Consider the following 26,593-nt stretch of genomic DNA (forward strand, 5'->3'; position numbering starts at 1 on the left):
CATGCAAACACCATTAATTAGCACAATAATTCCAGTGTTTAATCGCGAATCGATGTTGCAGCGCAGCGTGCATAGCGTGTTGTCGCAAACCTATCGTAACATTGAAGTCATCATTGTTAACGATGGCTCCACCGACCAAACTGCGCGTGTTGCCGATGCGTTAGCGAGTTCTCACCCAAATGTCGTCAGAGTTATTCATAAAGCGAATGCCGGGCCGGGATTGGCTCGCGAGGCGGGTCGGCTGCGGGCTAAGGGTGATTTTATTCAGTATCTTGACAGTGATGATTGGCTGTTACCGAATAAATTCAAGGATCAAATTGACGCATTAAATAAAAATCCGCAGGCCGATATAATCTACGGGGTAACGCAACTCGTCGACGAACATGGACGAATACTAAAGGAACCGAGTAAAGACACCGGTGTGCGACGCACACACTTGTTTCCAGCTTTGTTGGTTGATCGTTGGTGGCATACATCAACACCCATCTACTCCAAACGGATTTCCGATTTGGCCGGCGAATGGTGTGCTAAACGCCCTGAGGATTGGGACCTTGAAGCCAGAATGGCTGCGTACAATCCACAACTGGCATATGTGGATAAACCTGTGTCGTGCCACCTTGAGCACAACAACCCTGGGCGCGTCTCTCGTGGCAAACTCGAGACATATTTGGTGGATGAAGCGTGGTTTTTGCCTCGTCTCTACGCGAGTGCAGTTCAAGCGGGGGTGTCAAAGTCTGAACCCGAAATGCTGCATTTTTCAAAATGGGCCTTTATGCGTGCTCGTCATTTGGGCGCCATGGGGAGGGTAGATCTTGCGATGCAACTGTTTGAACTGTCCATGGACGCAGCAGTGAGTCCGAGTGGGTATCAACGGATTACAAAGGCGGTCTTACCCGTGGTCGGTTGGAAGTGGATTGGCAGGTTGGGCCAGATGGCGGAGAAGTTTGCATGAGTCGACTGCAAGTCAGCGTGCTGATGCTCGTGCATGAACATGCTGCCTTCGTTGCGCAAGCTATCGACAGTGTACTTGCGCAACAATGCGACTTTGAGTTTGAACTTGTCGTTATCAATGATTGTTCATCAGACTCAAGCGCCCTCATTTGTCAGCAGTACGCAGACCAAAACCCAGACAGAATCACGTTTATTAACTCGTCAGAGAACAAAGGTATGCATGCCAGTTTTCAGCTCCTCTGGGAGGCTTCTCGCGGTCCGCTGTTGGCATTCTGTGAGGGCGATGACTATTGGGTTGACCCGCTGAAGTTACACAAGCAGGTAGGGCTCATGGCACGTAACTCACACTGGACAATGTGCGGGGCTAACGCGCAGGTGATCGAGCTGAACGAAGCGCGCGAGTGGCAAGTCTGTAGCGTGTTGGGGCCCCGTGTCAAGCAAGCCGAATATAGCTTCGAGGAATTGATTCGTGGGTACCACTTTCATTTTTCGACCGTGATGGTGAGAAAAGATTCGGTGCATTTTCCAGTGTGGTTTGACTCGGTGTACTGTGTTGATCGACCGCTTTATTTGTTGGCCACAGAGCAGGGGAGTGCCGGTTATTTGGATGAAATAGTCAGTCATTATCGGCTGCACCCTGGCGGCAACTGGTCCAGTATTTCCGGTGCGCGTAAAGCTGAACGTAGTATTGACTTATTTCGAAAAATGGCTCGACATTTTGCTCCGCATTACCGGCAACACTTTGAAGCGACTCTGTTCTATGCTTTACAGACCTATGTGGCGGAAGAACTCGTTAAACAGCGATTCAATGTCGCGCGTCGAATTTTTTGGCGTGCTTTTGCCAATGTTCATGATTTAAAGATGAAATTCAAATTCTTCAGGCAGTACTACAAAACGGCGCTTTTACTTGTGGTGAAAAGGTAGTTGACATGCTAGTTATTGTTCAAGATGTGCCAACGCAGTTCGATGTTCCGCTGTACAATAAGATTGCGCGTGAAGGCGCGTTGCCGATCAACATTGTGTACACGCACGCCGCATCGACGGATGTCGAAATCGGCCAATCGCCTCGGTGGGATCACATCAAGGAGCACGCATACCCGCATCGGTTTCTGACCGAATCCGAGCGTCGAGACGCACGCGAGGTTGTGCGCGCAATCATGCAAGATAACCCGCAGCATGTTGTGATTAGCGGTTACTGGCCAAAGCTTCACCGAGATATTATGCGACAACTTAAAGCGCAGAATGTGTCGGTCGGTTTGCGGTCAGATAATACCATTCAGCACAGCCGTTTGAGTGGTCTCCGAGGGGTGGTGAAACGGCAATACCTGAGCCGTTTGTTGGCAAAATATGATGCCTGGCACCCGGTTGGTCATCAAGCAGCTGATTACCTCGCACACGTGTCATCACAACCTCGACCGGTGCACCTTTTTCCGTACAATATTGATCGCGATTGGTTCCGCCACCATGCGGGGCAGATTCGAGCCGAGCGTGAAGCGCATTTATCGCAATTGGGTTGGCCGACCGATAGCTACGTGGTGCTGGGTATTATGAAATGGTCCGCACGGGAAGATCCAATAACCTTAATCCATGCTTTTGAGCGGTATCAACAATTACATGCACGTGCACGTTTAGTTTTGGTTGGTGATGGACCATTGCGCGACAAGGTGAAAACCGAAGTGCAACGACTGCACAAGACCGTAACCACGCCGGGCTACGTGAGTTATTCGGGCTTGCCATTCTGGTACGGGTTGGCCGATGTGTTTGTGCACCCTGCGCCGGGTGAGCCTTGGGGAGTGTCCGTGTCGGAAGCCTTGGCAAGTGGCGTGCCCGTAATTGCGTCAACAGGGGTTGGTGCTGCTCAGGAGCAAATAACACCAACAATGACAGGTGAAATTTTCGCGCAGTGTGATGTGGAAAGTTTGTTCCAGGCATTGCAGCGATGGCAGTCATCCGCAAAGGCTGTGGACGCCACTGAGTTGCGTGAGCGCTGTTTCTCTGGCCTAGATTCATGGTGCTATGAGCAGACAATTCAGATGTTTCAGCGAGTGCTCAGTCATGTATGAGGTACACCGAAACTTGTCGATTGTGATCGTTACCTACAATCGCAGCGCCGTGCTGGTCGACACCATACGGTATTTGCTCGAGCAGGTGTGTTTTGCGGAGCTGGTGCAAGAAATAGTGATCGTGGATCAGACAGTCTCGCACACCGTCGTCGCCGAACAAGCGCTGTCCGACTGGGTAAGTCAAAAAATAATCCGCTGGATTCGCTTGGATCAGCCGAACTTAACAGGTGCTATGAATCGCGGTTTATTGGAAGCGCGCGGTGACTTTGTGCTGTACCTCGACGACGACATCGTGCCGCACCCTGAGTTGATCAAAGAGCATATCGAAGCGCACAAATTACACCCGGATGTGTCGGCCGTCATTGGTCAGGTATTGCAGCCTGGTCAGTCGCCCTCTGACATTGATTATCGTCCGCGTGAGGGTGTGTTGCGGGCGTTTATGGACTTTCCTTTTAACTCAACGCAAGGGTGCTTTATTGAAAACGCAATGGCGGGAAATATGAGCTTAAAACGACACCATGCACTAGCGGTGGGTGGTTTTGATGAGCAATTTATTCCGCCAGTTGCTGCTCGATTTGAATCTGAATTCGCCAAGCGCCTGATTCAACGCGGACACAAAATTTGGTATCAACCTAGCGCATCAATTCGGCATTTGGCCGTGGCGTCGGGCGGTACCCGTGCCAAAGGGAGTCACCTCAATTCGGCTGCTGCTCACTTTGGTTTCGGAGACTATTATTTTGCATTACGGCTGGGCTCCGCATGGGAGAGTACACGGTATTTATTGAAGCGTTTCTTCCGTGAGGTACGGACCAAATATCATTTGCGGCATCCTTGGTATATACCGGTGAAATGGCTGGGTGAAATTCGTGCGTTTTTGATGGCGCGTAAGGCGTGCAAGAAACCGCAGGCGCTGATTGAGCAGTACCTGCATGCTCGGGAAAATCGACCGCCTCAAAAGTAAGCTTTGATGAGCTTAAACCACACTTTAAGATCGAATGGCCTGTTCACCAGCGCTCGCTTGAAATAAGCACGACAGTTTTTCGAGCCGGTCTGAAGAAGTAACGAACCAATAAAGTAATCGTACTCTGTAGCTGACTGCCCAGTGGCGGTGAACGGCTTAGTAAGTTCGTTTGCCACAACCTGCAGCGCCGACGCATCGGTGCCTAGGTCGGCACGCTGTTTAATACATTGGAATATTAACCGACGCGCGCGCTCCTGGCGGTCTCGGTGGGTCGAACTGATTGCGTTAGGCCGCAGCACTGCTTGATAAAACATATCCGGGAGCGCCACGTGTAAACCAAGTTCGATCATTCGTGTCCATAAGTCCAAGTCTTGTGCTACCTTAAATTCAGCGCGGTATTGCCCGCACTCGAAATACGCCTGTTTTCGAAACATGACGCACCCGTGGTGAGTTGGCCCAATCAAATCATCCAAGGTATTTGGCCGCAAGCCGGCGTTGGCTTGATGCGAACTGATGGTTGCTTCCATTAAACGTTCACCTAGTTCCGAGAAGTATTGTGTTCCGGTCGAGCACAAGACGGCGCCGCGCTGACTTCGTAAAATCGAAAGTTGCGTTTTGAGTCTACCAGGCAAGGAAATGTCACCGGCATCTTGGCGCGCGATGAATTCGCCCTCCGCATGTCTGCATCCTTTGATTAAGGCTTTGGTGATACCCTGATTGTCTTGGCGTAGGATACGTATTCGTGGGTCAAGCCGAGCTATTTCTTTTAATATGTTGACAGATGCATCCGTTGAGCCATCATCAATGATAATGAATTCAAAGCGAACGCCTTCCTGGTTCAATACGCTGTCGACCGTTGCTCGCAAAGTGTCTTGTTCATTGTAGACTGACATGACGACGGAGACATCAATGTGATTCGCAGAGTTAGGCAAGGGTCGGTTCGGTCGGTATAATTCTAAATTTGGTTAATTGTATCTGATGCCTCACGGCTTGGTGACACCTATGTTACGTAAATCTTTCCTGAGGCTGCGCAGGGCCGCACTTAAATTACTGGTTCCCGAATGGGTCTGGCCGCGTCATGTGCAGATTGGTCCAGTAGAAGTTGCGTTACGGGGCACTCCATACTCGTTCGGCATAAAGCGTCTACTAAGCAAAGACCCTGATTCTTATGAGCGCGCGGAACGTACTCTTTTGGCGCACCTGCGCTCTGATGATCACGTCATTGAATACGGTAGTTCGATCGGTGTGTTGACAGCATTGATTTGTGAACGCGTCCAGAATGGCAAAGTTATTAGTGTTGAGGCCTCGGCGACACTGATTGAATATTCGCGTACTTGGCTGTCACGTTACTCGCAATTAACGCAGGTGCACGCGGCAGCGTTTCCGGTGAATGATCGCATCGACCTCAGTTTCTCGTTTGACGATGCCGATGGCTCGTTGGGCGGGATGGTGAATTACGACAAATCCAAGCCCATGGCGGGTGGATTAAATACGTTTTTTGTCAGTGATGCGAAAGACGTTGATGGTTTCCGGCCAACTGTGTTAATCGTCGATATCGAGGGAAGCGAGGACATTATCCTCAGTGAACCGATGAATCTTCCGGTGTCGATTGATCGTATTATTATCGAATTACACTCGTTTATTTATGGACGTGAAACCGAGAAACAGATTGTTGAGCGAATCCAACAACAAGGTTTTCAGCTCGAGAAGCGGGTAGAGTCAGTGCATTATTTTACCCGAGCATGAGCAAGTCGAGACACTGTTGCTTGCGGCGGTCAGGTTACTGAGTGCGTTTGCCTGCTGAGTTGGTGATGTTGATACTACCGACTTTGCGTTCCTGAACCAGTGCATCCCACTGCGCTGACACTTCGAAACCGCCGATAAAGTCGCTAATCATCCACTCCTTGAGCCGAGGGCTTTGTGCGCCGATTTTGAGAGCGTATTGGCCAGGTTGGAGCAAATTTGGCGGAATCACAAAGGTGGAAGTGAATTCGCCTTCTATCAACGGCGTGGTGGTTTCCTGGTCGAACATGGTTGCCAGTCGATAGCCGTCGCAAAACAGGGCGATGAATATTTCGGCATCTTTAATCAAGGCCTGGTTGATGCCAGACAGGGAGATTGTGATCGGTTGTGATGGGTTGACACCAACGCGAGCAGCCAAATCATGGCCGTTTACCGTTAGATGAGTAAAGCGAATCTTATTCTGGATCACACCACGGAATTTTTCCTTCGAGATATCAAGAGCCTCGCCGTGATTGGTCATGTACAGGTTTGTCGCTTCCTGAATTCCGCCGTCAAACCCCACGCTGCCATGGTCGATGATGATGCCGCGGGTACACAGATTCTGAACAATATTCATATTGTGACTTACAAACAATACAGTGCGGCCATGACCCGCTACGGACTCCATTTTACCAATGCACTTGTTTTGGAATTCGATGTCGCCGACGGCCAATACTTCATCAATGATTAAGATTTCAGGCTCCAAGTGCGCGGCCACTGAAAAGGCCAGTCGCACGCGCATGCCAGACGAGTAACGCTTGACTGGGGTGTCGATGAACTGAGCCATCTCAGCGAACTCGATGATTTCATCCAATTTGCTACTGACCTCTTGTCGAGTCATTCCGAGAATCGCACCGTTTAGGTAGACATTTTCACGTCCAGTGAGTTCTTCGTGAAATCCCGTGCCTACTTCTAATAGACTGCCAACCCGACCTTTCATTTTGATGCGACCGCTGGTGGGAGCGGTGATCCGAGACAGCACTTTCAATAACGTGCTTTTACCGGCGCCATTTTTTCCGATGATGCCAAGAATTTCGCCTTGGCTTACCTCAAAGTTAACGTCATTCAGCGCCCATATTTCACCTTGGTCGCGCCCAGTCATATGGCCGTGTATGGGGTCAAGCGGATCCGTCTTGCCGCGTAAACGGCTCATCATCCGGCTGACATCTTCGCGTAACGTACCAGCGCCGATTAACCCTAGGCGATAATACTTTGATAGGTGTTCGACTTTGATTACGGTGTTAGCCATGTTGATAGGGTGTTAAATAGTGTCAGCAAACGTGCGTTCGACACGACTGAAAACAATTGCGCTGAACATGAACATAAGGCTGATAACGATACCGCTGTAAATCAATTGTTGCGGTTGAAATTGGCCTACACCCAAAAACGCGTAGCGGAAACACTCCAGGATTGGAGCAATCGGGTTAAGGTTCGCCCAGAACTGCCATTTTTCCGGCAGCGATGAAATCGGATAGATTACCGGACTGGCGTACATTGCGAGTTGCACGCCAAAACTGACTAAAACCGCCAAATCTTGGTAGCGCGTTGTCATGGCTGTAATTAGCAGGCCGCAACTCAACGCCAGCATCGCCAATGCAAGTAACAGAGCTGGTGTCGCGAATACCCATAAGTTGGGTGAAATTGATACGCCGGTGAGTTTAAGGTACGCAAGATAGGCGATAAAAAACAAAAACTGTATCGCAAACGCGATTAATTTTGAAAGGGTGGTTGCGATCGGTGTCACTAATCGCGGAAAGTAGACTTTGCCAAAAACGTGGGCGTTCTTTGAAAATGTCACGGATGTGTCGGTGATAACATTTGCAAAGTAGGTCCAAATTACGGTGCCACTTAAGAAGAACACAAAAGGAGGGACACCGTCTGTCGGCATCTTCGCGATACGACCAAACACGATGGTAAACACGATGGTTGTCAGCAATGGTTGTAGAATATGCCAGGTGGGCCCAAGAATTGTTTGTTTGTACTGAGCCACGAAGTCTCGTCGCACGAACAAATAAATTAAGTCACGATAGCGCCATAATTCACCAAGCTTCAGATTTAGCAGCTTGTCATGTGGTTCGATGATCTGATCCCAGTCATCGGCGCTGGCTTTCTTGGGATTTTGCATAGTAGATAGTCGTCTGGTCGCGGCTGTTTGACGACACACACTTTATTTTGGCTTTGATATGGACTGTTAGTTGGGTCGTGTCGTGAAAGTCGGAGTGAATACAAGGTCAATCAGTAAAGCTGAAAGGCGGCGTCTCGAGGACCGGTAGTGGCAATTCTTCATTTCTAATGTTGACCCTCTCGTGTACACTCGGGGCTGCTGCTGAATAACTCTTCGTCTTCTTCGATGCGTCTTATTCCAAACTCCCCATTCGACCGAAAACTACCATAAATGTGGGGATTATTCACACTATTGTTTACCGGTGCCTGTTTGTTGTCATTCCTAGATTGGCGCAAAACGATGGGGGCCGTGCTGCTTATTGGCTTCACCCAGGATATTTTTCGTAAATTAATCGCCGGCGAACCTCGGGTGTTTATTGTGATGGTGGGTGCTGTGTTCGCGGTTGGGTTAACGTCGTTGTTAGTTCGAAAGGGGCGGACCGCATTGACCGAGCCATTTCTGCGGTGGACGGTTGGGATTCGCACACCGCTCATACTTTTTCTCATTCTGCTAGTTTTGCAGTTTTTTCATTCTTTTTTTCGATATGGTAATCCGACCGTTAGTTTGATCGGCCTGTTATCGTATGGAGCACCATTTCTCGCCGTTATATTTGGTTATTTCTGGGCCACAGACATGGAGAAGGTGCGCAGTTTGTTTCGGCTTTATGTCGTGATTGGGATTGTGGTTGCAATCACCATTATGATGTCGTTTCAAGGTGTGCGTTGGACGATCTTTAATGAGGTTGGTGCTGGTCTGAAAATCTACGATATGGGCACAATCCTTGAGTCACATTCGGGCATTATGCGCACCGGCGAGATTGCTGCCTGGCACGTTGCGACGGCCGCTTGTTTGCTGCTGATACTGTTCTTCACTGCATTGAAACGTGGCTCGAATACCATCGTCGCAATTTGTGTGGTCGCTTTGATGATTGCAGTTTTTCTGACTGGAAGACGAAAGATGTTTATGTTTTTTAGTCTGTTCGTGTTGTTTTACGTGTTTGGTATCGCCTATTTTCGGCGTGGCGTCGCGCTCGGTTATGTGTTTACAGGGCTGGTTATCGCGCTTGCGGGCTGGCTGGCTGTCGAAATTGTTTTTCCCGGCGGATATGGTGAGTCGATTAACAACTATATTGCGAGGGGTACGACGGTATACTCGGATGCATCTGGTCGTTTTATGGAAATTGGCATTAATCCGATCTATTGGGCATATAACCGTGTTGGCCTACTCGGCGGAGGGCTGGGCATTGGTTCACAAGGCGCTGGCTATTTTGGCGCGGCAAATGTTGCTGGCGGGTCCAGTGAAGGCGGTTTGGGTAAAATTATGGTCGAGCTTGGGCTGCCAGGTTTGATTATACTGGCTTGGCTCGGGTTAAGTGGTTTTCGCTATGTGATTCGAATATTAAAACTTGCAGCTGCTCAATCCTCCGAACCGCGCTGGTTAGGTTTCGCGTTGGGGGTGGTGGTGCTACTGTTTGCCAACTTCTTAACTTTTTCGGTGGCAACGCAGCTCTATGGAGATATCTTTATACTAATTATGCTCGGCACGTTCGCAGGTATCTTGTTGGCAATCCCTAGGATGATTGTTAACTCAACGGAACTAGAGGGGCTACGAAATCTCTCTGTGCAGAGGTGAATTGAAGGTGGCTACGATTGATTTAATGATAAGCCTGGGTGGGGCATTGCTTGCAGTATGAACATTATTGGTTTAAACGCATTCCATGGCGATTCCTCAGCCTGTTTGTTTGTAGAGGGTCGCATGATTGCGGCGGCGGAAGAAGAGCGGTTTCGGCGGATAAAACATTGGGCGGGGTTTCCGAGTGAGTCCATCCGGTTTTGCCTCGCTCAGGCAGACTTGAGTCTGAGTGACATCGATGTCATCGCGATCAATACCGATCCCAAAGCAGCACGCTGGAAGAAGGTTGGCTTCGTGTTGTCTGGCCAGTCCTCGATGGCATTGGTGAAAGAAAAAGTATTGGTCAGAAGGAAACGCAAAAGTATCGACGAATTTCTTCGAGAGGCGTTTCCAGGTCAGCGCTTTTCAGGCCAAGTTGACTACGTAGAGCACCATTTGGCGCATTTTGCTTCCGCGTATTCAGTTTCACCGTTTGAGCAAGCGAGCATTATATCTGTCGATGGGTTTGGCGACTTCGCCAGTGCCGCAACTGGTGTTGGGCATGGTGCTAACCTCAAGCTCGAGCATCGCGTGTATTTTCCGCACTCACTGGGGATCTTCTATCAGGCCATGACGCAATATCTTGGTTTTTATCATTATGGAGACGAATACAAAGTGATGGGACTAGCGCCATATGGTGAGCCAGTTTATGCGGCGGAAATGGATCGTATTCTGCAGCACACTCGCGATGGGTTGTTTACGTTGGACCTCAATTATTTTCTACATCACAAGCAACCAATTGGCTATGAGTGGGACGGTGGTAGCCCCCAGGTGAGTCGTTTGTATGCGCCGCCGCTTGAATCATTGCTCGGCACGGCACGTGAAAAAGGTCAGGAAATAACCCAGTTTCACCGCGACCTCGCGCGCTCTGTGCAAGACGCCTACGAAAGAGCATTCTTTCATATGCTCAATCATATGCACGATCAGCACCAACTGGATGCCGTTACGGTGGCTGGTGGTTGCGGCATGAACTCCGTTGCTAATGGGAAAATTCATTTGCGCACTCCCTACACACAGGTGTATGTGCAAAGCGCCGCCGGCGATGCCGGCGGTGCGATTGGTGCTGCGGTGGTAGCAGGTCAGCGCCATGGTGTGTCCACACGCTTTCATATGGCGCATTCCTACTGGGGGCCATCATTTGACGCCTCTGAAATCAAGCAGCTACTGGGTGATCATGCATCTGAGTTGGCGGCAGCACAGTGTGAAGTGCAACACGATCTAGACGCATCGGTTCTGGCTGACAGAGTATCTGACGCGATCATCGAGGGTAAAGTGATTGGCTGGTTCCAAGGTGCCATGGAATGGGGGCCGAGAGCGCTCGGGAATCGCTCTATTCTTGGTGATCCTCGGCGTGCTGATATGAAAGATATCCTGAATTTGAAGATTAAGCGCCGTGAGTCATTTCGCCCATTTGCGCCGTCGGTGCTGCGCGAGCATGTCGCGGATTGGTTTGAATCGGATGCGGATGTACCATTTATGATGAAAGTGTTTCAAATCAAAGCCGATCAGCAATCTAAAGTACCTGCGATTACACATGTGGATGGGTCTGGTCGTCTGCAGACAGTGAGCAAGGCGCAGAATGCGGCTTATCATCAACTGATCGAAGCGTTCTTTAATAAGACGCAAGTGCCGATGTTATTGAACACTTCTTTTAACGAGAATGAGCCGGTCGTCTGTACGCCGAGTGAGGCGCTTGACTGCTTTTTACGCACGAATATGGATGTGCTGGTGTTGGGGTCACAGTTAATAACAAGAAAACCATAGTTAGAGAGGGTCACGTTGGGTTGGGTAAATTTAAGTCTGGTTTTTCTCACGGCGCTGTTTGTGACCGGTTTGCTGGTACGCTTTGCATTCCGGTTTGGCTTGGTTGCCGTCCCGGGTGAGCACCGCCAGCATACGGCGCCAACACCGATGGTTGGCGGTTTGGGCGTTTTTGCTGGGTTGGCGTTAGGCGTGCTGTGTTGGTCGCCAGCAGATTTGGGTCTTCTCTCATGCTTGGCAATCTTATGTCTAGTCGGTATGTTAGACGACCGAATTACGCTACCGTCCTGGCTTCGATTGTTGGTTCAGGGGGGCGTCGCATACTTGATGATCAAGTTGACTGGTGTTCGGTTAGAGTCGCTCGGTTTTCTGGTTTCAACCAAGTATGAGGTTGTGCTCGGCCCGTGGTCCATGCCAATGACGATATTCGCAGTCATTGGCGTGATTAACGCGACTAATATGTCCGATGGTATGGATGGCCTGGCTGGTTCATTGGTCATAATCTCGTTGGGAGTATTGCTGCTTCTCACGAAGACGGATGTGACTTTGATCTGGATTGCCATCGCCAGCGTGTCGGGCTTTCTCGTGCTCAACTTGCGGATTGGGAGGGCGCGGGCCAAGGTCTTTATGGGTGATGCTGGCTCGACCATGATTGGTTTGTTGTTGGCGTATTTGCTAATAAATGCGTCGCAACAGAGTGCCGGTTTTCCGCCCGTGGTGGCTTTATGGGTTTTGGCGTTGCCGTTGATTGATGCCGTGTCCGTGTTGATTGTCCGTCCGCTTCGAGGTCGATCTCCGTTTGACGCGGATCGAGTGCATTATCACCACTTAATTCTGGATCGAGGTTTATCGGTAAATCAAACGTTGATATTGGTGGTCGTAGTGCAGACCGTGTGCGGAGGATTCGGCGCTTGGATGTTCAAAACCGGAGTGGCAGATAACCATATTTTGCTGGTGTTCCTAATAATGTTCATTCTTTATTTGGTTGCGCTTTATCAATACACTGGCCGTAAGGCATAGCGGCGAGGGGAGTGCTGGATAGGTGAAATTAGTTAAAAAAAGCCATTGTCATGCACAGCTGTGTCGGTTAATATTCGCCCTCGATTCAGCGAGCACATCGCATGCAGTAAGTTTGGAGAGGTGGCAGAGCGGCTGAATGCACCGGTCTTGAAAACCGGCAAGGGTTAATAGCCCTTCGTGGGTTCAAATCCCACCCTCTCCGCCATCACTTACCCAGTCTCTGAAATATCCCTGGATTTTCAGAGGTTTTTTTTGAAATTTGATGTGACTCCAGAATCGTGTTGTGTGGATTATTTGTTTGATATTTTCAGCACTAAACCACCAAAAATAGGTGTTGTAATAACAATTCATTTTGTTTAATATACGCCTCCACTTGATGTTGCGGGGTGGAGCAGTCTGGCAGCTCGTCGGGCTCATAACCCGAAGGTCGTAGGTTCAAATCCTGCCCCCGCTACCAAGTGATTCATGAGAATGCAATTAACTGCTCGATTGTGTTTTTCTCTGGATATCGCGGTGATTGAAAATTTATCCACTGCAACCATATTGTTTGGGAGTACAACCGATTTGCTTTCTGTTGAATTGCCCAAGCTCACTGGAAGCCCCGCGTTTGCGGGGTTTTGTGTTTTTATCGCAGGCCGTTTGAATATGATTGTAAGGTGTATAGTTGACATCTTGTTTTCGAAGCGCGGTCAGTAAAGTATCTTAATAGCGAGTTTATTGTGAATTAAGCTTTTAACTCTGGTTCGTTCTAATCGCCTTTCCCGCAGTTTGCGGTACTTTTGTAGGGCAGAATTGCGAACACACTTTGCGGTAGAAAGAAAGCCAGCTGGCGAGCTTGGTTTTGATACAAGGTGAGCAATGCTCGCCTTTTTTTGTTTGAAATTTGAATAGGTTTTAATTAAATGGCACTGACAGTTCCACACATCGAAGAGTTGCTTCAACCTGGTGCGCAGGCGTTAGGTTATGAGCTCGTGGCCGTCGAGATGAGTGGTGGTGACACATCTATTCTGCGGATTTATATCGATACCCCGAGCGGCGTCACGGTGACCGACTGTGCTAAAGCAAGCCGTCAGTTTAGTGCGATTTTGGATGTTGAAGACCCCATCAGCAATCGCTATACCTTAGAAGTTTCATCACCGGGTATGGATCGGCCATTAGCCAAACCGTTGCATTTTAAGGCCGTGGTTGGTCAAGACGTCAAAATTCGTATGAATACGCTGGTAAATGGCCGTCGTCGGTTTACCGGCGAGTTGGTCGAGGCAACTGACGAGTTTGTGGTTGTTGAGGTTGACGGCGAACAAACTGAACTTTTATACACTGAGATGGATCGTGCGCGATTAGTGCCCGTCTATAACTTTGATATTTAACACTATTTACTTTATTTACATATAGAGAGCTAGACTCATGGCAAGCGAAATTTTAATGATGGCAGAAGTGCTGTCTACTGAAAAGGCGGTTGAAAAAGACGTTATTTTTGAGGCAATCGAAGCCGCTTTGGCAACCGCTACTCGCAAGCGTCATCGTGAAGATATTGATGTGCACTGTGTTATCAATCGCAAAGACGGCTCTTATATTCCTTACCGCGTTTGGGAAGTCATCGAAGACGATGCAGAGTTGGAGTTTCCTTCCAAGCAAATCTGTGTCAGCGCGGCTAAAGAGCATGATCCAGACCTTGAAGTCGGTGATTTTGTAAAGGAAGAGCTGGAAGCGGTACCATTTGGCCGGATAGCAGCGCAGGCGGCCAAACAAGTCATCATGCAAAAGGTGCGTGAAGCCGAACGCAATAAGATTAGTGAAGAATATGAACCGCGTATCGATGAGATGCTTTCCGGCGTGGTTAAGCGTCAGGAGCGCGGTGATACGATTATTGACTTGGGTGGCATTGAAGCAATCTTGCCGCGTAACCGCACGATTCAACGCGAAGCTTTGCGTCCAGGCGATCGTGTGCGTGCGATTCTGAGTGAAGTAAAGCAAAATAACCGCGGCCCCCAATTGGTGTTAGACCGTGTAACACCAAAGTTGGTGCTTGCGCTATTCCGCACTGAGGTGCCAGAAGCAAGTGAAAATATAATTGAAATAGTTGGTGCCGCACGTGACCCAGGCTTGCGTGCCAAGATCGCGGTGAAATCGAACGACAGCAAAGTCGATCCGGTTGGTGCTTGCGTTGGTATTCGAGGCTCGCGGGTACAAAGCGTTTCTAACGAGATCAATGGCGAACGTGTTGATATCATTAAATGGTCTGAGGATCCGGCACAATTTGTGATCAACGCGCTGGCACCGGCTGAAGTCGAATCGATTATGGTCGACGAAGACAAATCCTCAATGGACGTGATCGTTGATGAGTCTCAACTGTCGCTATCAATCGGCCGCGGCGGTCAAAATGTACGCCTTGCCAGTGAGCTAACAGGTTGGGAAATCAATATCATGACCTTCGAGCAGGCCAATGAAAAGCTCGAAGAAGAGTCTTCCGGCGTGCGTGAACTCTTCATGCAGAAGCTAGACATCGATGCTGATGTTGCTACCATTCTGATCCAAGAAGGCTTCAGTAGCTTGGAAGAGGTAGCCTATGTGCCACGCGATGAAATGCTGGACATCGAAGAATTTGATGAGGCTCTGGTGGATGAGTTGCGTCAGCGTGCTGATGATGCGTTGGTGACCTTGGCGATTCAGAAGGAAGAGTTGCTCAAAGGTGCGGATCCGGCCCAAGACCTGTTATCTATGGAAACCATGGATGAAAACACCGCCAAGTTCCTAGCGATTAATAACATTAAGACGATGGAAGACCTAGCTGAGGCGGCCACAGATGAGTTGCTCGAGATCGAAGGTCTGGAGCTCACCGAGGAGCGCGCGCAAGAGCTAATTATGATTGCACGTCGTCCATGGTTCGAAGAAGCAGAGACAGAAGAAGATGTTGAGGCGGAATCGTAAGTACAGAATCCGAAACTAAAATTCCTCAACGACCAAAATTAATTAGAGAAACAGAGTATGTCGACTATTACTATCAAAGCGTTTGCTGAACAAATTGGAATCGATCCAGAGCGGCTGGTGAAGCAGCTCGGCGACGCCGGTGTTGCGGGTAAAACGGTGGAAGACTCATTGCAGGACGACGAGAAACGCCAGTTGCTCGAATTTTTGCGTGGTGGCCCGGCTACGAGTGCGCCGACTGGTCGGGGCAAAATTACTCTGAAGAAAAAAACCACGTCCGAGATTCAGCAAACCAGCAAAACAGGTATCGCGCGTACGGTGCAGGTGCAAACCAAGCGACGTCGAACTTTCGTCAAACGTGAAGTGCTGGAACAAGAAGAAGCGGAACGTCAAGCTACCGAGCAGGCGCGATTGGATCAAGAGAAAGCGAATGCCGAGCAAGCTCGATTAGAAGCCGAAGCAGCGGCCAAGCTTGCTGCGGAAGATGAAAAGCGCAAAGAAGCTGAGAAGGCTGAGGCGGAAGCCAAAGCAGCTGCTGAGAAAGAGGCGGAAGAACGAGTACAGAAAGAAAAAGCGGAAAGAGAAAGCAAATCCAAAGTCGAGGCGCAAGCCAAGGCTGCGGAAGATTCGGTGAAGACGCAGCCTGTAAAGCAGGAGCCTGCGAAGGAAGAACAGAGTAAAGAACCTACGAAGTCCATAGAGAAAGCGGATGTCCCTGCAGCGGAAAAACCTGCCGATAAGCAGCCGCAAGCTGAGGAGAAGCCAGCACGACCTCGTCGGGAAGTAGCCATGCCATCGATTATTCGAAAAGCCGGCGATCGTAAACGTGTGTCGCCGATTATTAAACAAGCAGACCCGAAACCGGCGCCTGCGCCCAAGGCAGCTGAACCAAAATCGACTAAAAGCAAAGGGAAACGCAAGCCGTTTACCGGTCGTGAAGAGCTTCATGTATCTACATCAGGTCGTCGACGCCAAAAAGGTAAGCGACGTCCCTCCAATATTAAGTCCAGCGTGTCAGACCAGCACGCGTTTGAGAGACCTGTTGCACCGGTTGTTCGCGATGTGCAGATTGGCGAAACCATCAGTGTTGCTGATTTGGCCGCACAGATGTCAGTAAAAGCGGCGGAGGTTGTTAAAACCTTATTTAAGATGGGCACCATGGTGACTATCAACCACACACTTGATCAAGACACTGCGATGTTGGTGGTTGATGAAATGGGGCACAACGCGGTGGAAGCTCGCCAGACTGACCTTGAGGTATTTTTGTCGGAGAGTATGGAGGTCGAAACCAATGAGTCCGACTACGCGCCACGCTGTCCAGTGGTGACCGTGATGGGCCACGTTGATCATGGTAAAACCTCATTGCTTGACTATATTCGCAAAGCGCGTGTCACTGATGGTGAGGCTGGCGGTATTACTCAACATATCGGTGCCTATCAGGTGGAGACCAGTAACGGTCAGATCACGTTCTTGGATACCCCTGGTCACGAAGCATTCAGTGCGATGCGCGCACGCGGCGCGCAGGCAACTGACTTGATTATTTTGGTGGTTGCTGCCGATGACGGCGTTAAACCACAGACTATCGAAGCAATTAAACACGCGAAAAGTGCCGAAGTGCCCATTATTGTTGCGATCAATAAAATGGATAAAGAGTCGGCCGATCCCGATCGTGTTAAGCAAGAACTGGCTAACGAAGATGTGATACCTGAATCTTGGGGCGGTGATGTGATGATGGTGCCGGTATCGGCACACTCCGGTGATGGTATTGAAGAATTGCTTGAATCGATTGCGGTTCAGGCTGAATTGCTAGAACTTAAAGCTCGCCCATCGGGTAACGCAACCGGATTGGTAGTCGAGGCGCGTCTGGATAAAGGTCGTGGTGCCGTGTGTACTGTGTTGGTTCAGCAGGGTATTCTAAAATACGGCGATGTCGTGTTGGTTGGGCAGGAAACTGGCCGTATCAGAGCGATGAACGATGATACCGGTAAGCCAATCAAAGAAGCCGGGCCGTCGACTCCAGTCGAAATCCAAGGTTTGAGCGGTGTGCCGGCGGCGGGTGACGAAATGGTTGTTGTCGTTGACGAACGTAAGGCGCGCGAAGCGGCTGAATTCCGTCAACAAAAAGACCGAGAAGCACGCCTGGCACGTCAACAGGCAGCGAAGTTAGAAAACATGTTCTCGCAAATGAGCGAGGGCGACGTCAAGAACGTGAATGTGTTGATTAAGGGCGACGTACAAGGCTCGATCGAAGCACTTACCGAGTCGCTGATTAAACTGTCTACGGATGAAGTAAAAGTGAGCGTTGTGCATGGTATGGTTGGTGGCATCAACGAGTCCGATGTGAATCTCGCGATGGCTTCATCTGCGGTGATTATCGGTTTCAATGTGCGAGCCGACGCACAGGCCCGTAAACTGGCTGAACAAGAAGACGTGCAAATACGATACTACAGCATCATTTACGAAGTCATTGATGATGTAAAAGCGGCGATGGAAGGTCTGCTTGAGCCTGAAATTCGTGAAGATATCATGGGTTACGTGGAAGTTCGCGAAGTATTCCGTGCACCGAAGATTGGTACCATTGCCGGTTGTTACGTCACCGAAGGCGTGGTTAAACGTAAAGCTCACGTTCGTGTTTTACGTGACAGCGTGGTGATCTTTGAAGGCAATATCGACTCGCTGCGTCGTTTTAAAGACGATGTATCAGAGGTCAAAATGGGAACCGAGTGCGGTATCGGTATCGTGAACTACAATGACATTAAAGAAGGCGACCAGCTCGAGATTTTCGAGAAAACTGAGGTCAAAGTAACGTTGTAGGTCGGCGTTCGGTACAGGTTAATCAGAGATGCCTAAAGAGTATGCAAGAAGTGAACGTGTTGCACAGATGATCAATCGCCATTTGGCGGTCATTCTGCGCAACGAGGTAAAAGATGCTCGCGTGTCGGCACTCACAATCACCGATGTGGAGGTTACAAAAGATTTGCGCCAAGCAAAAATTTACGTGACCTCGATGGCGGATGATCAGGTGGACATCGAAGATACAATGGGCGCGGTTGAACATGCGAACGGATTCTTGCGTCGGGCGTTGGCGTCGGTGATTGACCTGCGGCACTGTCCTAATCTTGTCTTTGTCTACGATAACTCGATTTCTGAAGGCGCGCGAATGTCGGCTTTAATCGATCGTGCGTTGAATAGCCGCGACTAGGCCTCTGTTTTAATTTTCTGAATACGGTTCCGGTGCCAATATGGCGAGCCGGCCTAGTGCTGATTAAGGCGCGCGATTGTCATGCAATATCGATCCAAAAAACGAGATATTCATGGGGTTATCCTGCTGGATAAGCCTACCGGAATGAGTTCAAATAAGGCCCTGCAGCGGGTTAAAAGTCGATTCCAAGCCCGTAAAGCTGGCCATACCGGTAGCCTTGACCCGCTTGCTACGGGGTTGTTGCCAATCTGTCTCGGTCAAGCAACTAAGGTTTGCGAATACTTTTTGCACTCACATAAGCGCTACTCGACAGTGATTAAGCTGGGTGTCATTACCGACACGTGGGACGCCGATGGTGAGGTGTTAGAAACCCATATGGTAAATGTCTCTGACCAGGTTCTGCAAGCATCACTGGAGCAATTTCGCGGCCAGATACAACAGGTTCCACCGATGTTCAGTGCTTTGAAAAAGAACGGTCAACCATTGTATAAGCTGGCTCGACGAGGTGAGGAAATCGAACGTGAGTCTCGGACTATGACGGTGCATGCGTTACACGCAGAACGACTCGACCACGATCTCGTAAGACTAGACGTGCATTGTTCGAGTGGTTTTTATATCCGTTCTCTTGCCTACGACCTGGGGCAGATCCTGGGCTGCGGTGCGCATGTCACCGAGCTGCGAAGAACCGAGAGTAAAGGTATTTCAGTTCGCGATGCCTTGTCGCTTGATCAAATCGAACAGGCAGATCTCGCGGATATCCTGTTGCCTATTGATACGTTGTTACAGGACTTCCCGAGTGTGCAGCTGAGCGCAGCGCAAATTGAAAGCCTGCGCCAAGGTAGACCAACGTCCGCTGGTGAGTTGACCACCTCAGCGTTGTCACGCTTTGTTGCGCAAGACGGTGCGTTATTTGCAGTTGGCGAGGTTTTGGCGAACGGGATTTTGAAGACGCACAAAATGTTCGTATATGATTAGGAAGTTATTGATTTTTTGATAAATATCGCGTTTTCAGTGATTTTGTGGTGCTTTTTTAGCTCAAACAGTTAGAATACGCGCCATGTCGACGTGTTGTCGATTTTGGTGCACTGGTTTCCACCCTTCAGGGAATCCGTGTTTAGTAACGAATGAAGAGGATATTATTATGGCATTAACCGCCGCTGACAAAGCTGCCATCGTGGCAGAATACCAAGTAAAAGAAGGTGACACTGGTTCGCCAGAGGTTCAAATTGCGTTGCAAACTGCACGTATCAAAGACCTGTCGCCACACTTCAAAGAGCACATTCACGACCACCACTCGCGCCAAGGTTTGCTGCGTCTGGTTAACAGTCGTCGAAAACTACTCGATTACTTGAAAAAAAGCGACGTCGAGCGCTATCGATCACTTATCAAGCGACTAGGCTTGCGTAAGTAATCAACGATTTTGCAAAGGCCTTGTCAGATGATGAGGCCTTTGTTTTATGGACCTTTCAAGTCTGGGGATGCTTGGCTGGTGCAGGAACGGAAACCAGTTTAGTGTGTATTCCAACTGCCTTGCCGGCAACTCAGATTATGGGTTCAGAATGTGTAGGAAAGCCCAAGCGCAATAGGGCGTGCGGGAAGATAAATATTTATAGGTAATAATGTATGTCAAAGGTAACGAAAACCTTTCAATTTGGTGAACACGAGTTCAAATTAGAAACCGGCGAGATTGCTCGCCAGGCCGATTCGGCCATCATCGCAAGCTGTGGCGATACCACAGTCATGGTCACGGTAGTTAATAAAATTTCCGGTGAGCCAAAAGATTTCATGCCCCTCACAATTGATGTTGAGGAGCGCACGTACGCCGCTGGTAAAATTCCAGGTGGCTTTTTTCGCCGCGAAGGTCGTCCTTCTGAAAAGGCAATTCTGACCTGTCGATTGATCGACCGTCCACTGCGCCCATTGTTTCCGAAAGGTTTCGGTTACGACGTACAAGTCGTGATCACCATTGTTTCGATTGACCCAAATATCGATACAGAAGTGGTGTCGCTTGTCGGTGCATCTGCGGCTCTGGCTACCTCCGGCATTCCATTTAATGGTCCGGTAGGCGCTGCGCGTGTTGGTTACATCAACAATGAGTACGTGTTGAACCCAACGATGGAACAGCTCGAGGCATCTGATTTGGATCTGGTGGTTGCGGGTACGCAAGACGCAGTCTTAATGGTTGAGTCAGAGGCAAACATATTGTCAGAAGATGTCATGCTTGGTGCGGTGATGTTTGGTCACCAAGAGTCTCAAAAAGCGATTAACGCAATCAAAGAGCTGGCGGCCGAAGTGGCTAAGCCAATGAAAGAGTGGACCCCGCCTGCAGAGGACGCATCGGTCAGTCAGAAAGTGTCAGAGATCGCCAAAGCGGCTCTGGAAGATGCTTTCTCAACCGCCAGCAAGGTTGATCGTGTGGCGAAGATTTCAGCTGCGCACAGCGATGTGTTAGCAGCCTTAGTCAACGACGACTCCACAGTAGCCGAAATTGATGCGGTTAACACGGCATTCAAAGACCTGGAAAAAGACATCGTGCGTGGTCGTATCATTGCCGGTGAGAAACGAATCGATGGTCGTGATACCACGACGGTACGCCCGATTGCTGTGCGCACCGGCGTCTGGCCTCGAACACACGGTTCGGCATTGTTCACGCGTGGTGAAACGCAAGCAGTGGTTGCGGCCACCTTAGGTACAGAGCGCGATGCACAACGTATTGATGCGTTGGAAGGTGATATCACAGACCGTTTTATGCTGCATTACAATTTTCCACCGTATTCGGTTGGTGAAACGGGTCGTGTGGGCTCGCCCAAGCGTCGTGAAATTGGTCATGGCCGATTAGCACGCCGCGGTGTTGCCGCAGTGCTGCCAAGTGCGGAAGAGTTCCCTTATGTGATTCGAGTTGTATCTGAGATCACTGAGTCAAACGGTTCCAGTTCAATGGCATCGGTTTGTGGTTCTTCTTTGGCCATGATGGATGCCGGTGTGCCAATCAAGGCCCCTGTTGCGGGTATCGCAATGGGGCTGATTAAAGAGGGCGATAACTTTGCTGTATTGACTGACATTCTGGGTGATGAAGACCACCTGGGCGACATGGACTTCAAAGTAGCGGGTACCCCAGCTGGAATCACCGCGTTGCAAATGGACATCAAAATTGATGGCATTACTGAAGAAATCATGACGCAAGCTTTGTCGCAAGCGAAGGAGGCACGTATTCACATCCTTGGGGAAATGAATAAAGTGATCTCTGAACCTCGCGCTGAGATGTCAGACCATGCGCCACGTATTATCACTTTCAAGATTAACCCAGATAAAATCCGTGATGTAATCGGCAAGGGTGGTGCGGTGATTCGCGCATTGTGCGAAGAGACCGGTGCAACCATTGATCTGGAAGATGATGGTACCGTCAACGTGGCGTCGGTGGACGGTGCTGCTGGTGCTGAAGCACGTCGTCGTATTGAAGAGATTACCGCGGACATCGAAGTCGATCGCGTATACAAAGGCAAGGTCGTCAAAATCATGGAATTTGGTGCGTTTGTAAACGTATTGCCAGGTAAAGACGGTTTGGTTCACATCTCACAAATCTCAAATGAGCGTGTCGAGAACGTATCGGATCACTTGTCAGAGGGCGACGAAGTTACCGTTAAGGTGCTTGAGGTCGACAAACAGGGCCGCGTACGTCTGTCTATGAAGGCGGTTGAGAGCAACTAGCTCCCAACTTGTCTAAAAAAGGCTCGCTGCGGCGGGCCTTTTTTTGGGCTTGTAAAATGTGGTGGGCATTTTTCGATGGTGCTAGCAACCGCAAATTACCAATATTCGCTAGACATGCGGCGGTGCTGAGAACACAATACGGCCATTATTGTTCAACCTAATTGAACGTCTATGACCGATATCCCGAACGCCGCCTCAGACATCATCCAGCGTATTATGCAAACCGCGAAAGCCGCCGTGCCGGATACCTTAAGTACCGACCTGCGCGAGAATGTCCGTGCCGCGATTCAAGAAGTCATTAGTGACCTTGACGTTGTAACGCGTGAAGAACTGGATACACAGAAAGAAGTGTTGCAGCGCACACGTGCTAAAGTTGATGAAATGGAAAAGGTAATTTCTGAGTTGGAAAAGAAACTCGGTATGTAGCTGCACGTATGCATCATCGTTCAGGCGGCAAACAGGAAATGTCTGAGTTCAGTTTGCCCCGCCGATGTAAGAGCGATGTGGATTTTTTCGCGCGCACCACGTGCGGCCACCGCGACCACGGTATAGGGTTGCAGCGATTCTAGGTCATGCGATTTCAGTGGTTCGTTGATTACCCATATTGGTTTGCCCCGTTTGCGGCGGTTTTGCAGTTTCGGGTTTACATCAATAAATTGGCGCACATGGACGCCAGCATGTTCCAGTAGGTCGTGTAACTTTAGCCCGGTTGGACCAGTACCCCAGATCACGCACTCTTCTTGACCTATCTGCTGAAGGTATTGGCTTAAGTAGTGTGCTTTACACGCCAGAAACTGAGACTTGTTGTAACGTGATTGGGCACGAGAAGTTCGTTCGGGGTAGTCGCGCCATTGCAACAATGCTTCTGCATCAGGTTTGCCGAATCGAAAACCACGCAGATGCGCGCGACACCAAAGGTCATAGTCCTCAGGCCACGGTGTGTCATGGTAGCCTCCCAGTGCGTCAATGACATCGCGGTGAAACATCGCCGTTGGATGTGGTATGCAACTTTCAACAAACATGTTGCGCTCGATGGCGTGCGGTGTACATTGTTGATTGATCCATGATTGGTAATGACGGTACCCGCCACCTAGTTTCCCGGTATCGGCGAACAGGGCCACTTTAGCGCCAGCAATGGCTATCTTAGGGTTGTGGTGTAAGTAAGCCAGTTGCGTTGCGAGCCGACGTGGTGCGGCAATATCGTCACCATCCATACGTGCGATGTACGGGTATTTTGCTAATGCGATTCCTTGATTTAGCGCCGGAACAATGCCTTTACTTGGTGAATCAACACAACGCACGCGGTCGTCAGTGTCTAAATGCGCAATCGCTTGATCGGTAGAGCCGTCATCGACGATGATCAGCTCTAGCAAAGGGTGGGATTGTTGCAGAATGCTGTCAACGGCAGTTTGAAGATATCGGCCGGCGTTATACACCGGCATGACCACGCTGATACCTGAGTTGTGCACTCGTTTTGCTTAGTCGGCCAAGACGCCACCGCAACTACTCCCGGCACCAGCAGTGCAACCAAAGCAATGGCGATTGGTGGCGATGCTGCTGCCTGCCACTTCGTTGACATCAAGCTCCCAAAGGTATCGCGGCTTGCCGCCACCCATGGGCAACTCAAGCATTTGATTAAAGTCACAATCGTAGATACGGCCATACCAGTCCAGATTGATCAAAGACCGACACATAAGTTGTTCCACTGTCTCAGGGTTGAAGTTCTCAACCAGTAGGTGTTGATACGGCTCGAGCTGCTGGTCACGCAAGAGCGCGTGAGCGAATCGATTGATTGGAATGTTAGTGATCGCTAATAGGTTGGAGAACTCAATCGAAAATTTGTCTCTCAGCATTCGACGATAATCTGCTTCTAGGCTGTCCTGTGGTGGTGGTAAAAATGCGCCGCCCGGATTGTAAACTAGGTCCAATCGTAAGTTTGGATCAACTCCGTAGCCTACTGCGTTTAGTTGTTGTAACCCAGCGATGCTTTTGTCGAATACGCCTTTACCGCGTTGGGCATCCACATTGTCTTCGGTATAGCAGGGTAAGGAGCATACTAAGCGGATTTGTCGGTCGGCATACCATTGAGCCAAGTCGCTTTGATTAGGTTCGAACAAAACGGTGATGTTGCAGCGCGATGTGATTTCGATTCCTAGATCGATCAGAGCATCACAGAATTTGCGGAAATCGGGATTCAATTCCGGCGCACCTCCGGTTAAGTCGGCTTTCTTGATTGCCGCAGTATCAGCCCATTGGAGAATGCGTTGCATGACTTCCCAACTCATGATTTCGGTGCGTTTTGGGCCGGCATCCACATGACAGTGATGACACGCTAGGTTGCACAGTTTACCCAAGTTGATTTGTAGCTCATTCGGCGTGCTGTGGCGCAAATTCAAACCGTGTTGTTTCAGGACACTATGAAAATGCGGTCCGGAATAAGGTATTTTGACTTCATTGCTTAGCGCAATATCGTCTTGTACGAATTGGCCGTCGACCACGGTGATTTGAATTTGAGATACAGAGTTGCTCATACTGATAGATGTATTCCCCGATAAGGCGTGTTAACCGACATTGTGTATTTAGACCGGATGACACGATATTAGCATGCAGATCAATCCGCGATGTCATTGCTCCCAAAACAGATTAAGCACGCAGCTGTGGTGGCGGATCAATCCCGAGAGCTGCGCCCCGGGTGCGATTTCGGCGTTGCCGTAAAACCCTATCATGGGTGTACTTGGGAAGGCGGATTGAAATGCCCGTAGGTCTTCGTCGACACCACTGAAGAACTCAGCGCCGCGACTGATGTTCGGAAACATCAGTGCGAACTCGGGAGATGGTGGCGAACTAGCTGCATCGAATTTCTGCTGCGTATGGGCCTTAGCCGTGTCCGCGTCCCGGGTAACCCAGCGTAGCCAGTGGCCCGCCTTTACAGAACCGGAAATACGCACTAGCTGTTTGTTGCGATCAACAGAAATTACGTGGTGTAAACGATAAAACCCTCTCTCGAGAGACACTGGATCAGGTGTCTCGGACACAGCGCACAGCAGACCAAAAAACTCATTTGGTTCGGCGTTGTTGACATAAGACAATAAATTATCGCTTGCGTCCTGTAAGTCGATTTCATACAAGCTATGATTTTGTGCGCGATTTATCTGTAAGGCCGGAGACAGCGGCTTGATGCCCTCGCAAACGAGGACTTCTTTTCGTAAGCGATTGGGGAATCCGGCATGCATGTACTCGCGTTCGACGATACGGCCACTGGTCCAAACGGAATAGGGTCCATCCCCGTATTCGTCGGTGGTGATCGCGCCGAACTGATTCTCCTCAGCTGAGTTGACGGCAATGATCGCGGCGTTTGGTGTTGCGATGGTAAGCAACAGATCCGGAGTGACTCCTTGCTGCTGAAGAATCGAGAGAGGTTGCGGTCCCAGCTCACTGGGAAATACCATCGCTACGGCGCCTTCGACATCCAAGATCCACTCGTCTTCGGTCAGTAGCCCTTTAGCACAACAGCCGAATACTTGTGGTGTGCCAGCGGTTTTGGCGGCTTCGCGAATCGCCTGCTGAGGTTCGTAGGCATAGCCATTCGTCAAAAACAACAGCACACTTCCAACGGTACACGCGGGCATTTTGTTGAGAGCGTGTTGGACCGCATTGCGAGCATGTTCGAGCGATGCGGTGGCGCCATAACTGAAGCCAGAGGCGACGCGAGTTTGATCAGTCATCGATGACTTTCTCTTTGTATTCGCATAAATCGGCGATGATGCAGGAACCACAACGTGGCTTGCGGGCGATACAGGTATAGCGTCCGTGTAAAATCAGCCAGTGATGTGCATCTACTAAGAACTCTTTGGGGACGAATTTAAGCAGTGCTTTTTCCACCGCTAATACGGTTTTACCAGGCGCAATTTTAGTTCGATTGGCGACGCGGAATATGTGTGTGTCGACCGCCATGGTTGGGTGTCCGAACGCGGTATTCAGTACCACGTTGGCTGTTTTTCGACCGACGCCAGGCAGTGCTTCAAGCGCCTCACGATCATCAGGTACTTCGCTGTTGTGGTTGTCGATTAAAAGCTTGCAGGCCGCAATGACGTTCTTCGCTTTGCTGTTGTATAAGCCAATGGTTTTGATGTAGCTGCTCAGGCCGTCAACCCCAAGCGCGTAAATAGTCTCGGGTGTATTGGCAACCGGATAGAGTTTTGCGGTGGCTTTGTTAACCCCAACGTCGGTGGCTTGAGCCGATAGGATGACCGATATGAGAAGCTCAAAGTTACTCGAATAGGCGAGTTCCGTTTCCGGTTTAGGGTTGTGTTCGCGAAAACGTCGAAAGATTTCGTACCGTTTTTCTTTATTCATTGTGATCCGCGACTATGTTTGATTAGCGG

Annotated in this window: 23 protein-coding genes and 2 tRNA genes; 18 read left to right on the plus strand and 7 right to left on the minus strand. The window is 49.8% G+C overall.

Going from position 1 to position 26,593, the window contains the following annotated elements; genetic code table 11:
- Nucleotide 1: 1 nt before the first annotated feature.
- From IE055_RS09005 to IE055_RS09020, 4 genes are read left to right on the plus strand one after another with little or no spacing between them, the layout of a single operon-like run.
- A complete protein-coding gene (locus tag IE055_RS09005; RefSeq protein WP_189399958.1) occupies nucleotides 2-952 on the plus strand; it encodes a glycosyltransferase family A protein in 951 nt (316 codons plus the stop codon).
- Complete coding sequence (locus IE055_RS09010; protein ID WP_189399960.1) at nucleotides 949-1,875, plus strand: glycosyltransferase family 2 protein; 927 nt, start codon at nucleotides 949-951, stop codon at nucleotides 1,873-1,875. The genes IE055_RS09005 and IE055_RS09010 overlap by 4 nt, the downstream gene beginning before the upstream one ends.
- Nucleotides 1,876-1,880: 5 nt before the next feature.
- On the plus strand, nucleotides 1,881-3,014 hold the full coding sequence (locus tag IE055_RS09015) for a glycosyltransferase (protein ID WP_189399962.1): 1,134 nt from the start codon (nucleotides 1,881-1,883) through the stop codon (nucleotides 3,012-3,014).
- A complete protein-coding gene (locus IE055_RS09020) occupies nucleotides 3,007-3,975 on the plus strand; it encodes a glycosyltransferase family 2 protein (protein ID WP_189399963.1) in 969 nt (322 codons plus the stop codon). Before IE055_RS09015 ends, IE055_RS09020 begins: the two co-directional genes overlap by 8 nt.
- Here IE055_RS09020 and IE055_RS09025 read toward each other — a convergent pair.
- On the minus strand, nucleotides 3,966-4,868 hold the full coding sequence (locus tag IE055_RS09025) for a glycosyltransferase family 2 protein (RefSeq protein WP_189399964.1): 903 nt from the start codon (nucleotides 4,866-4,868) through the stop codon (nucleotides 3,966-3,968). The two genes, IE055_RS09020 and IE055_RS09025, sit on opposite strands and share 10 nt — an antisense overlap.
- Before the next feature lie 109 nt (nucleotides 4,869-4,977).
- Here IE055_RS09025 and IE055_RS09030 point away from each other — a divergent pair, with 109 nt between their 5' ends.
- A complete protein-coding gene (locus IE055_RS09030) occupies nucleotides 4,978-5,721 on the plus strand; it encodes a hypothetical protein (protein ID WP_189399965.1) in 744 nt (247 codons plus the stop codon).
- 34 nt (nucleotides 5,722-5,755) lie between these two features.
- Here IE055_RS09030 and IE055_RS09035 read toward each other — a convergent pair whose 3' ends face one another.
- Nucleotides 5,756-7,006, minus strand: coding sequence for an ABC transporter ATP-binding protein (locus IE055_RS09035; protein ID WP_189399967.1), 1,251 nt, complete (start codon nucleotides 7,004-7,006; stop codon nucleotides 5,756-5,758).
- Between the two features lie 12 nt (nucleotides 7,007-7,018).
- Nucleotides 7,019-7,882: an ABC transporter permease gene (locus IE055_RS09040; RefSeq protein WP_189399969.1), complete on the minus strand. Its 864-nt coding sequence runs from the start codon at nucleotides 7,880-7,882 to the stop codon at nucleotides 7,019-7,021.
- A 270-nt stretch (nucleotides 7,883-8,152) separates the two neighbouring features.
- On the opposite strand from IE055_RS09040, the gene IE055_RS09045 reads away from it, so the two are divergent.
- The 13 genes from IE055_RS09045 (at nucleotide 8,153) to IE055_RS09105 (ending at nucleotide 22,634) form a co-directional block, all read left to right on the plus strand.
- Nucleotides 8,153-9,553: a hypothetical protein gene (locus IE055_RS09045; RefSeq protein WP_189399971.1), complete on the plus strand. Its 1,401-nt coding sequence runs from the start codon at nucleotides 8,153-8,155 to the stop codon at nucleotides 9,551-9,553.
- Nucleotides 9,554-9,610: 57 nt separating this feature from the next.
- The gene (locus IE055_RS09050) at nucleotides 9,611-11,356 is read left to right on the plus strand and encodes a carbamoyltransferase family protein (protein ID WP_189399973.1); all 1,746 of its coding nucleotides are present in this window, start codon (nucleotides 9,611-9,613) and stop codon (nucleotides 11,354-11,356) included.
- A gap of 15 nt (nucleotides 11,357-11,371) precedes the next feature.
- Nucleotides 11,372-12,373 (plus strand): glycosyltransferase family 4 protein, encoded by a 1,002-nt coding sequence (locus tag IE055_RS09055; RefSeq protein WP_189399975.1) that lies wholly within the window; start codon nucleotides 11,372-11,374, stop codon nucleotides 12,371-12,373.
- A 114-nt stretch (nucleotides 12,374-12,487) separates the two neighbouring features.
- Nucleotides 12,488-12,578 (plus strand) — tRNA-Ser (locus tag IE055_RS09060).
- A 175-nt stretch (nucleotides 12,579-12,753) separates the two neighbouring features.
- Nucleotides 12,754-12,830, plus strand: a tRNA-Met gene (locus tag IE055_RS09065).
- 445 nt (nucleotides 12,831-13,275) lie between these two features.
- Nucleotides 13,276-13,740 (plus strand): ribosome maturation factor RimP, encoded by a 465-nt coding sequence (gene rimP / locus IE055_RS09070; protein WP_189399977.1) that lies wholly within the window; start codon nucleotides 13,276-13,278, stop codon nucleotides 13,738-13,740.
- 37 nt (nucleotides 13,741-13,777) lie between these two features.
- Nucleotides 13,778-15,301 carry a transcription termination factor NusA gene (nusA, locus tag IE055_RS09075; RefSeq protein WP_189399979.1) on the plus strand — a complete coding sequence of 508 codons (1,524 nt, stop codon included), beginning with the start codon at nucleotides 13,778-13,780 and terminating at the stop codon, nucleotides 15,299-15,301.
- Between the two features lie 57 nt (nucleotides 15,302-15,358).
- On the plus strand, nucleotides 15,359-18,112 hold the full coding sequence (infB, locus tag IE055_RS09080; protein ID WP_189399980.1) for a translation initiation factor IF-2: 2,754 nt from the start codon (nucleotides 15,359-15,361) through the stop codon (nucleotides 18,110-18,112).
- Nucleotides 18,113-18,140: 28 nt separating this feature from the next.
- On the plus strand, nucleotides 18,141-18,500 hold the full coding sequence (gene rbfA / locus IE055_RS09085; protein WP_189399982.1) for a 30S ribosome-binding factor RbfA: 360 nt from the start codon (nucleotides 18,141-18,143) through the stop codon (nucleotides 18,498-18,500).
- 81 nt (nucleotides 18,501-18,581) lie between these two features.
- Complete coding sequence (gene truB, locus IE055_RS09090) at nucleotides 18,582-19,475, plus strand: tRNA pseudouridine(55) synthase TruB (RefSeq protein WP_229794212.1); 894 nt, start codon at nucleotides 18,582-18,584, stop codon at nucleotides 19,473-19,475.
- Nucleotides 19,476-19,641: 166 nt separating this feature from the next.
- Nucleotides 19,642-19,911 (plus strand): 30S ribosomal protein S15, encoded by a 270-nt coding sequence (gene rpsO / locus IE055_RS09095; RefSeq protein ID WP_189399984.1) that lies wholly within the window; start codon nucleotides 19,642-19,644, stop codon nucleotides 19,909-19,911.
- Nucleotides 19,912-20,123: 212 nt separating this feature from the next.
- A complete protein-coding gene (gene pnp, locus IE055_RS09100; protein WP_189399986.1) occupies nucleotides 20,124-22,208 on the plus strand; it encodes a polyribonucleotide nucleotidyltransferase in 2,085 nt (694 codons plus the stop codon).
- A gap of 171 nt (nucleotides 22,209-22,379) precedes the next feature.
- Complete coding sequence (locus tag IE055_RS09105) at nucleotides 22,380-22,634, plus strand: accessory factor UbiK family protein (RefSeq protein WP_189399988.1); 255 nt, start codon at nucleotides 22,380-22,382, stop codon at nucleotides 22,632-22,634.
- A 20-nt stretch (nucleotides 22,635-22,654) separates the two neighbouring features.
- On the opposite strand, the gene IE055_RS09110 is transcribed toward IE055_RS09105, so the two are convergent.
- The 4 genes from IE055_RS09110 to nth all read right to left on the minus strand — a co-directional run bounded on the left by IE055_RS09110 (nucleotide 22,655) and on the right by nth (nucleotide 26,564).
- Nucleotides 22,655-23,677, minus strand: coding sequence for a glycosyltransferase family 2 protein (locus IE055_RS09110; protein WP_189399990.1), 1,023 nt, complete (start codon nucleotides 23,675-23,677; stop codon nucleotides 22,655-22,657).
- 9 nt (nucleotides 23,678-23,686) lie between these two features.
- The gene (gene arsS / locus IE055_RS09115) at nucleotides 23,687-24,739 is read right to left on the minus strand and encodes an arsenosugar biosynthesis radical SAM (seleno)protein ArsS (protein ID WP_189399991.1); all 1,053 of its coding nucleotides are present in this window, start codon (nucleotides 24,737-24,739) and stop codon (nucleotides 23,687-23,689) included.
- 93 nt (nucleotides 24,740-24,832) lie between these two features.
- Nucleotides 24,833-25,933, minus strand: a complete 1,101-nt coding sequence (locus IE055_RS09120) for an FIST C-terminal domain-containing protein (protein ID WP_189399993.1) — start codon at nucleotides 25,931-25,933, stop codon at nucleotides 24,833-24,835.
- Nucleotides 25,926-26,564, minus strand: a complete 639-nt coding sequence (gene nth / locus IE055_RS09125) for an endonuclease III (protein WP_189399995.1) — start codon at nucleotides 26,562-26,564, stop codon at nucleotides 25,926-25,928. Before nth ends, IE055_RS09120 begins: the two co-directional genes overlap by 8 nt.
- Nucleotides 26,565-26,593 lie beyond the last annotated feature (29 nt).

Source organism: Arenicella chitinivorans, assembly GCF_014651515.1.
In the GTDB taxonomy this organism is placed as follows: Bacteria; Pseudomonadota; Gammaproteobacteria; order Arenicellales; family Arenicellaceae; genus Arenicella; species Arenicella chitinivorans.

What these genes read in the sequence shown, in the direction of transcription:
- rbfA (WP_189399982.1), top strand. Translation starts at nt 18,141, where the DNA reads ATGCCTAAAGAGTATGCAAGAAGTGAACGTGTTGCACAGATGATCAAT.
- IE055_RS09020 (WP_189399963.1), top strand. Translation starts at nt 3,007, where the DNA reads ATGTATGAGGTACACCGAAACTTGTCGATTGTGATCGTTACCTACAAT.
- IE055_RS09030 (WP_189399965.1), top strand. Translation starts at nt 4,978, where the DNA reads ATGTTACGTAAATCTTTCCTGAGGCTGCGCAGGGCCGCACTTAAATTA.
- rimP (WP_189399977.1), top strand. Translation starts at nt 13,276, where the DNA reads ATGGCACTGACAGTTCCACACATCGAAGAGTTGCTTCAACCTGGTGCG.
- IE055_RS09025 (WP_189399964.1), bottom strand. Translation starts at nt 4,868, where the DNA reads ATGTCAGTCTACAATGAACAAGACACTTTGCGAGCAACGGTCGACAGC.
- IE055_RS09105 (WP_189399988.1), top strand. Translation starts at nt 22,380, where the DNA reads ATGACCGATATCCCGAACGCCGCCTCAGACATCATCCAGCGTATTATG.
- IE055_RS09045 (WP_189399971.1), top strand. Translation starts at nt 8,153, where the DNA reads ATGTGGGGATTATTCACACTATTGTTTACCGGTGCCTGTTTGTTGTCA.
- truB (WP_229794212.1), top strand. Translation starts at nt 18,582, where the DNA reads ATGCAATATCGATCCAAAAAACGAGATATTCATGGGGTTATCCTGCTG.
- IE055_RS09050 (WP_189399973.1), top strand. Translation starts at nt 9,611, where the DNA reads ATGAACATTATTGGTTTAAACGCATTCCATGGCGATTCCTCAGCCTGT.
- infB (WP_189399980.1), top strand. Translation starts at nt 15,359, where the DNA reads ATGTCGACTATTACTATCAAAGCGTTTGCTGAACAAATTGGAATCGAT.
- nth (WP_189399995.1), bottom strand. Translation starts at nt 26,564, where the DNA reads ATGAATAAAGAAAAACGGTACGAAATCTTTCGACGTTTTCGCGAACAC.
- nusA (WP_189399979.1), top strand. Translation starts at nt 13,778, where the DNA reads ATGGCAAGCGAAATTTTAATGATGGCAGAAGTGCTGTCTACTGAAAAG.
- arsS (WP_189399991.1), bottom strand. Translation starts at nt 24,739, where the DNA reads ATGAGCAACTCTGTATCTCAAATTCAAATCACCGTGGTCGACGGCCAA.
- IE055_RS09035 (WP_189399967.1), bottom strand. Translation starts at nt 7,006, where the DNA reads ATGGCTAACACCGTAATCAAAGTCGAACACCTATCAAAGTATTATCGC.
- rpsO (WP_189399984.1), top strand. Translation starts at nt 19,642, where the DNA reads ATGGCATTAACCGCCGCTGACAAAGCTGCCATCGTGGCAGAATACCAA.
- IE055_RS09040 (WP_189399969.1), bottom strand. Translation starts at nt 7,882, where the DNA reads ATGCAAAATCCCAAGAAAGCCAGCGCCGATGACTGGGATCAGATCATC.
- IE055_RS09120 (WP_189399993.1), bottom strand. Translation starts at nt 25,933, where the DNA reads ATGACTGATCAAACTCGCGTCGCCTCTGGCTTCAGTTATGGCGCCACC.
- IE055_RS09015 (WP_189399962.1), top strand. Translation starts at nt 1,881, where the DNA reads ATGCTAGTTATTGTTCAAGATGTGCCAACGCAGTTCGATGTTCCGCTG.
- pnp (WP_189399986.1), top strand. Translation starts at nt 20,124, where the DNA reads ATGTCAAAGGTAACGAAAACCTTTCAATTTGGTGAACACGAGTTCAAA.
- IE055_RS09010 (WP_189399960.1), top strand. Translation starts at nt 949, where the DNA reads ATGAGTCGACTGCAAGTCAGCGTGCTGATGCTCGTGCATGAACATGCT.
- IE055_RS09005 (WP_189399958.1), top strand. Translation starts at nt 2, where the DNA reads ATGCAAACACCATTAATTAGCACAATAATTCCAGTGTTTAATCGCGAA.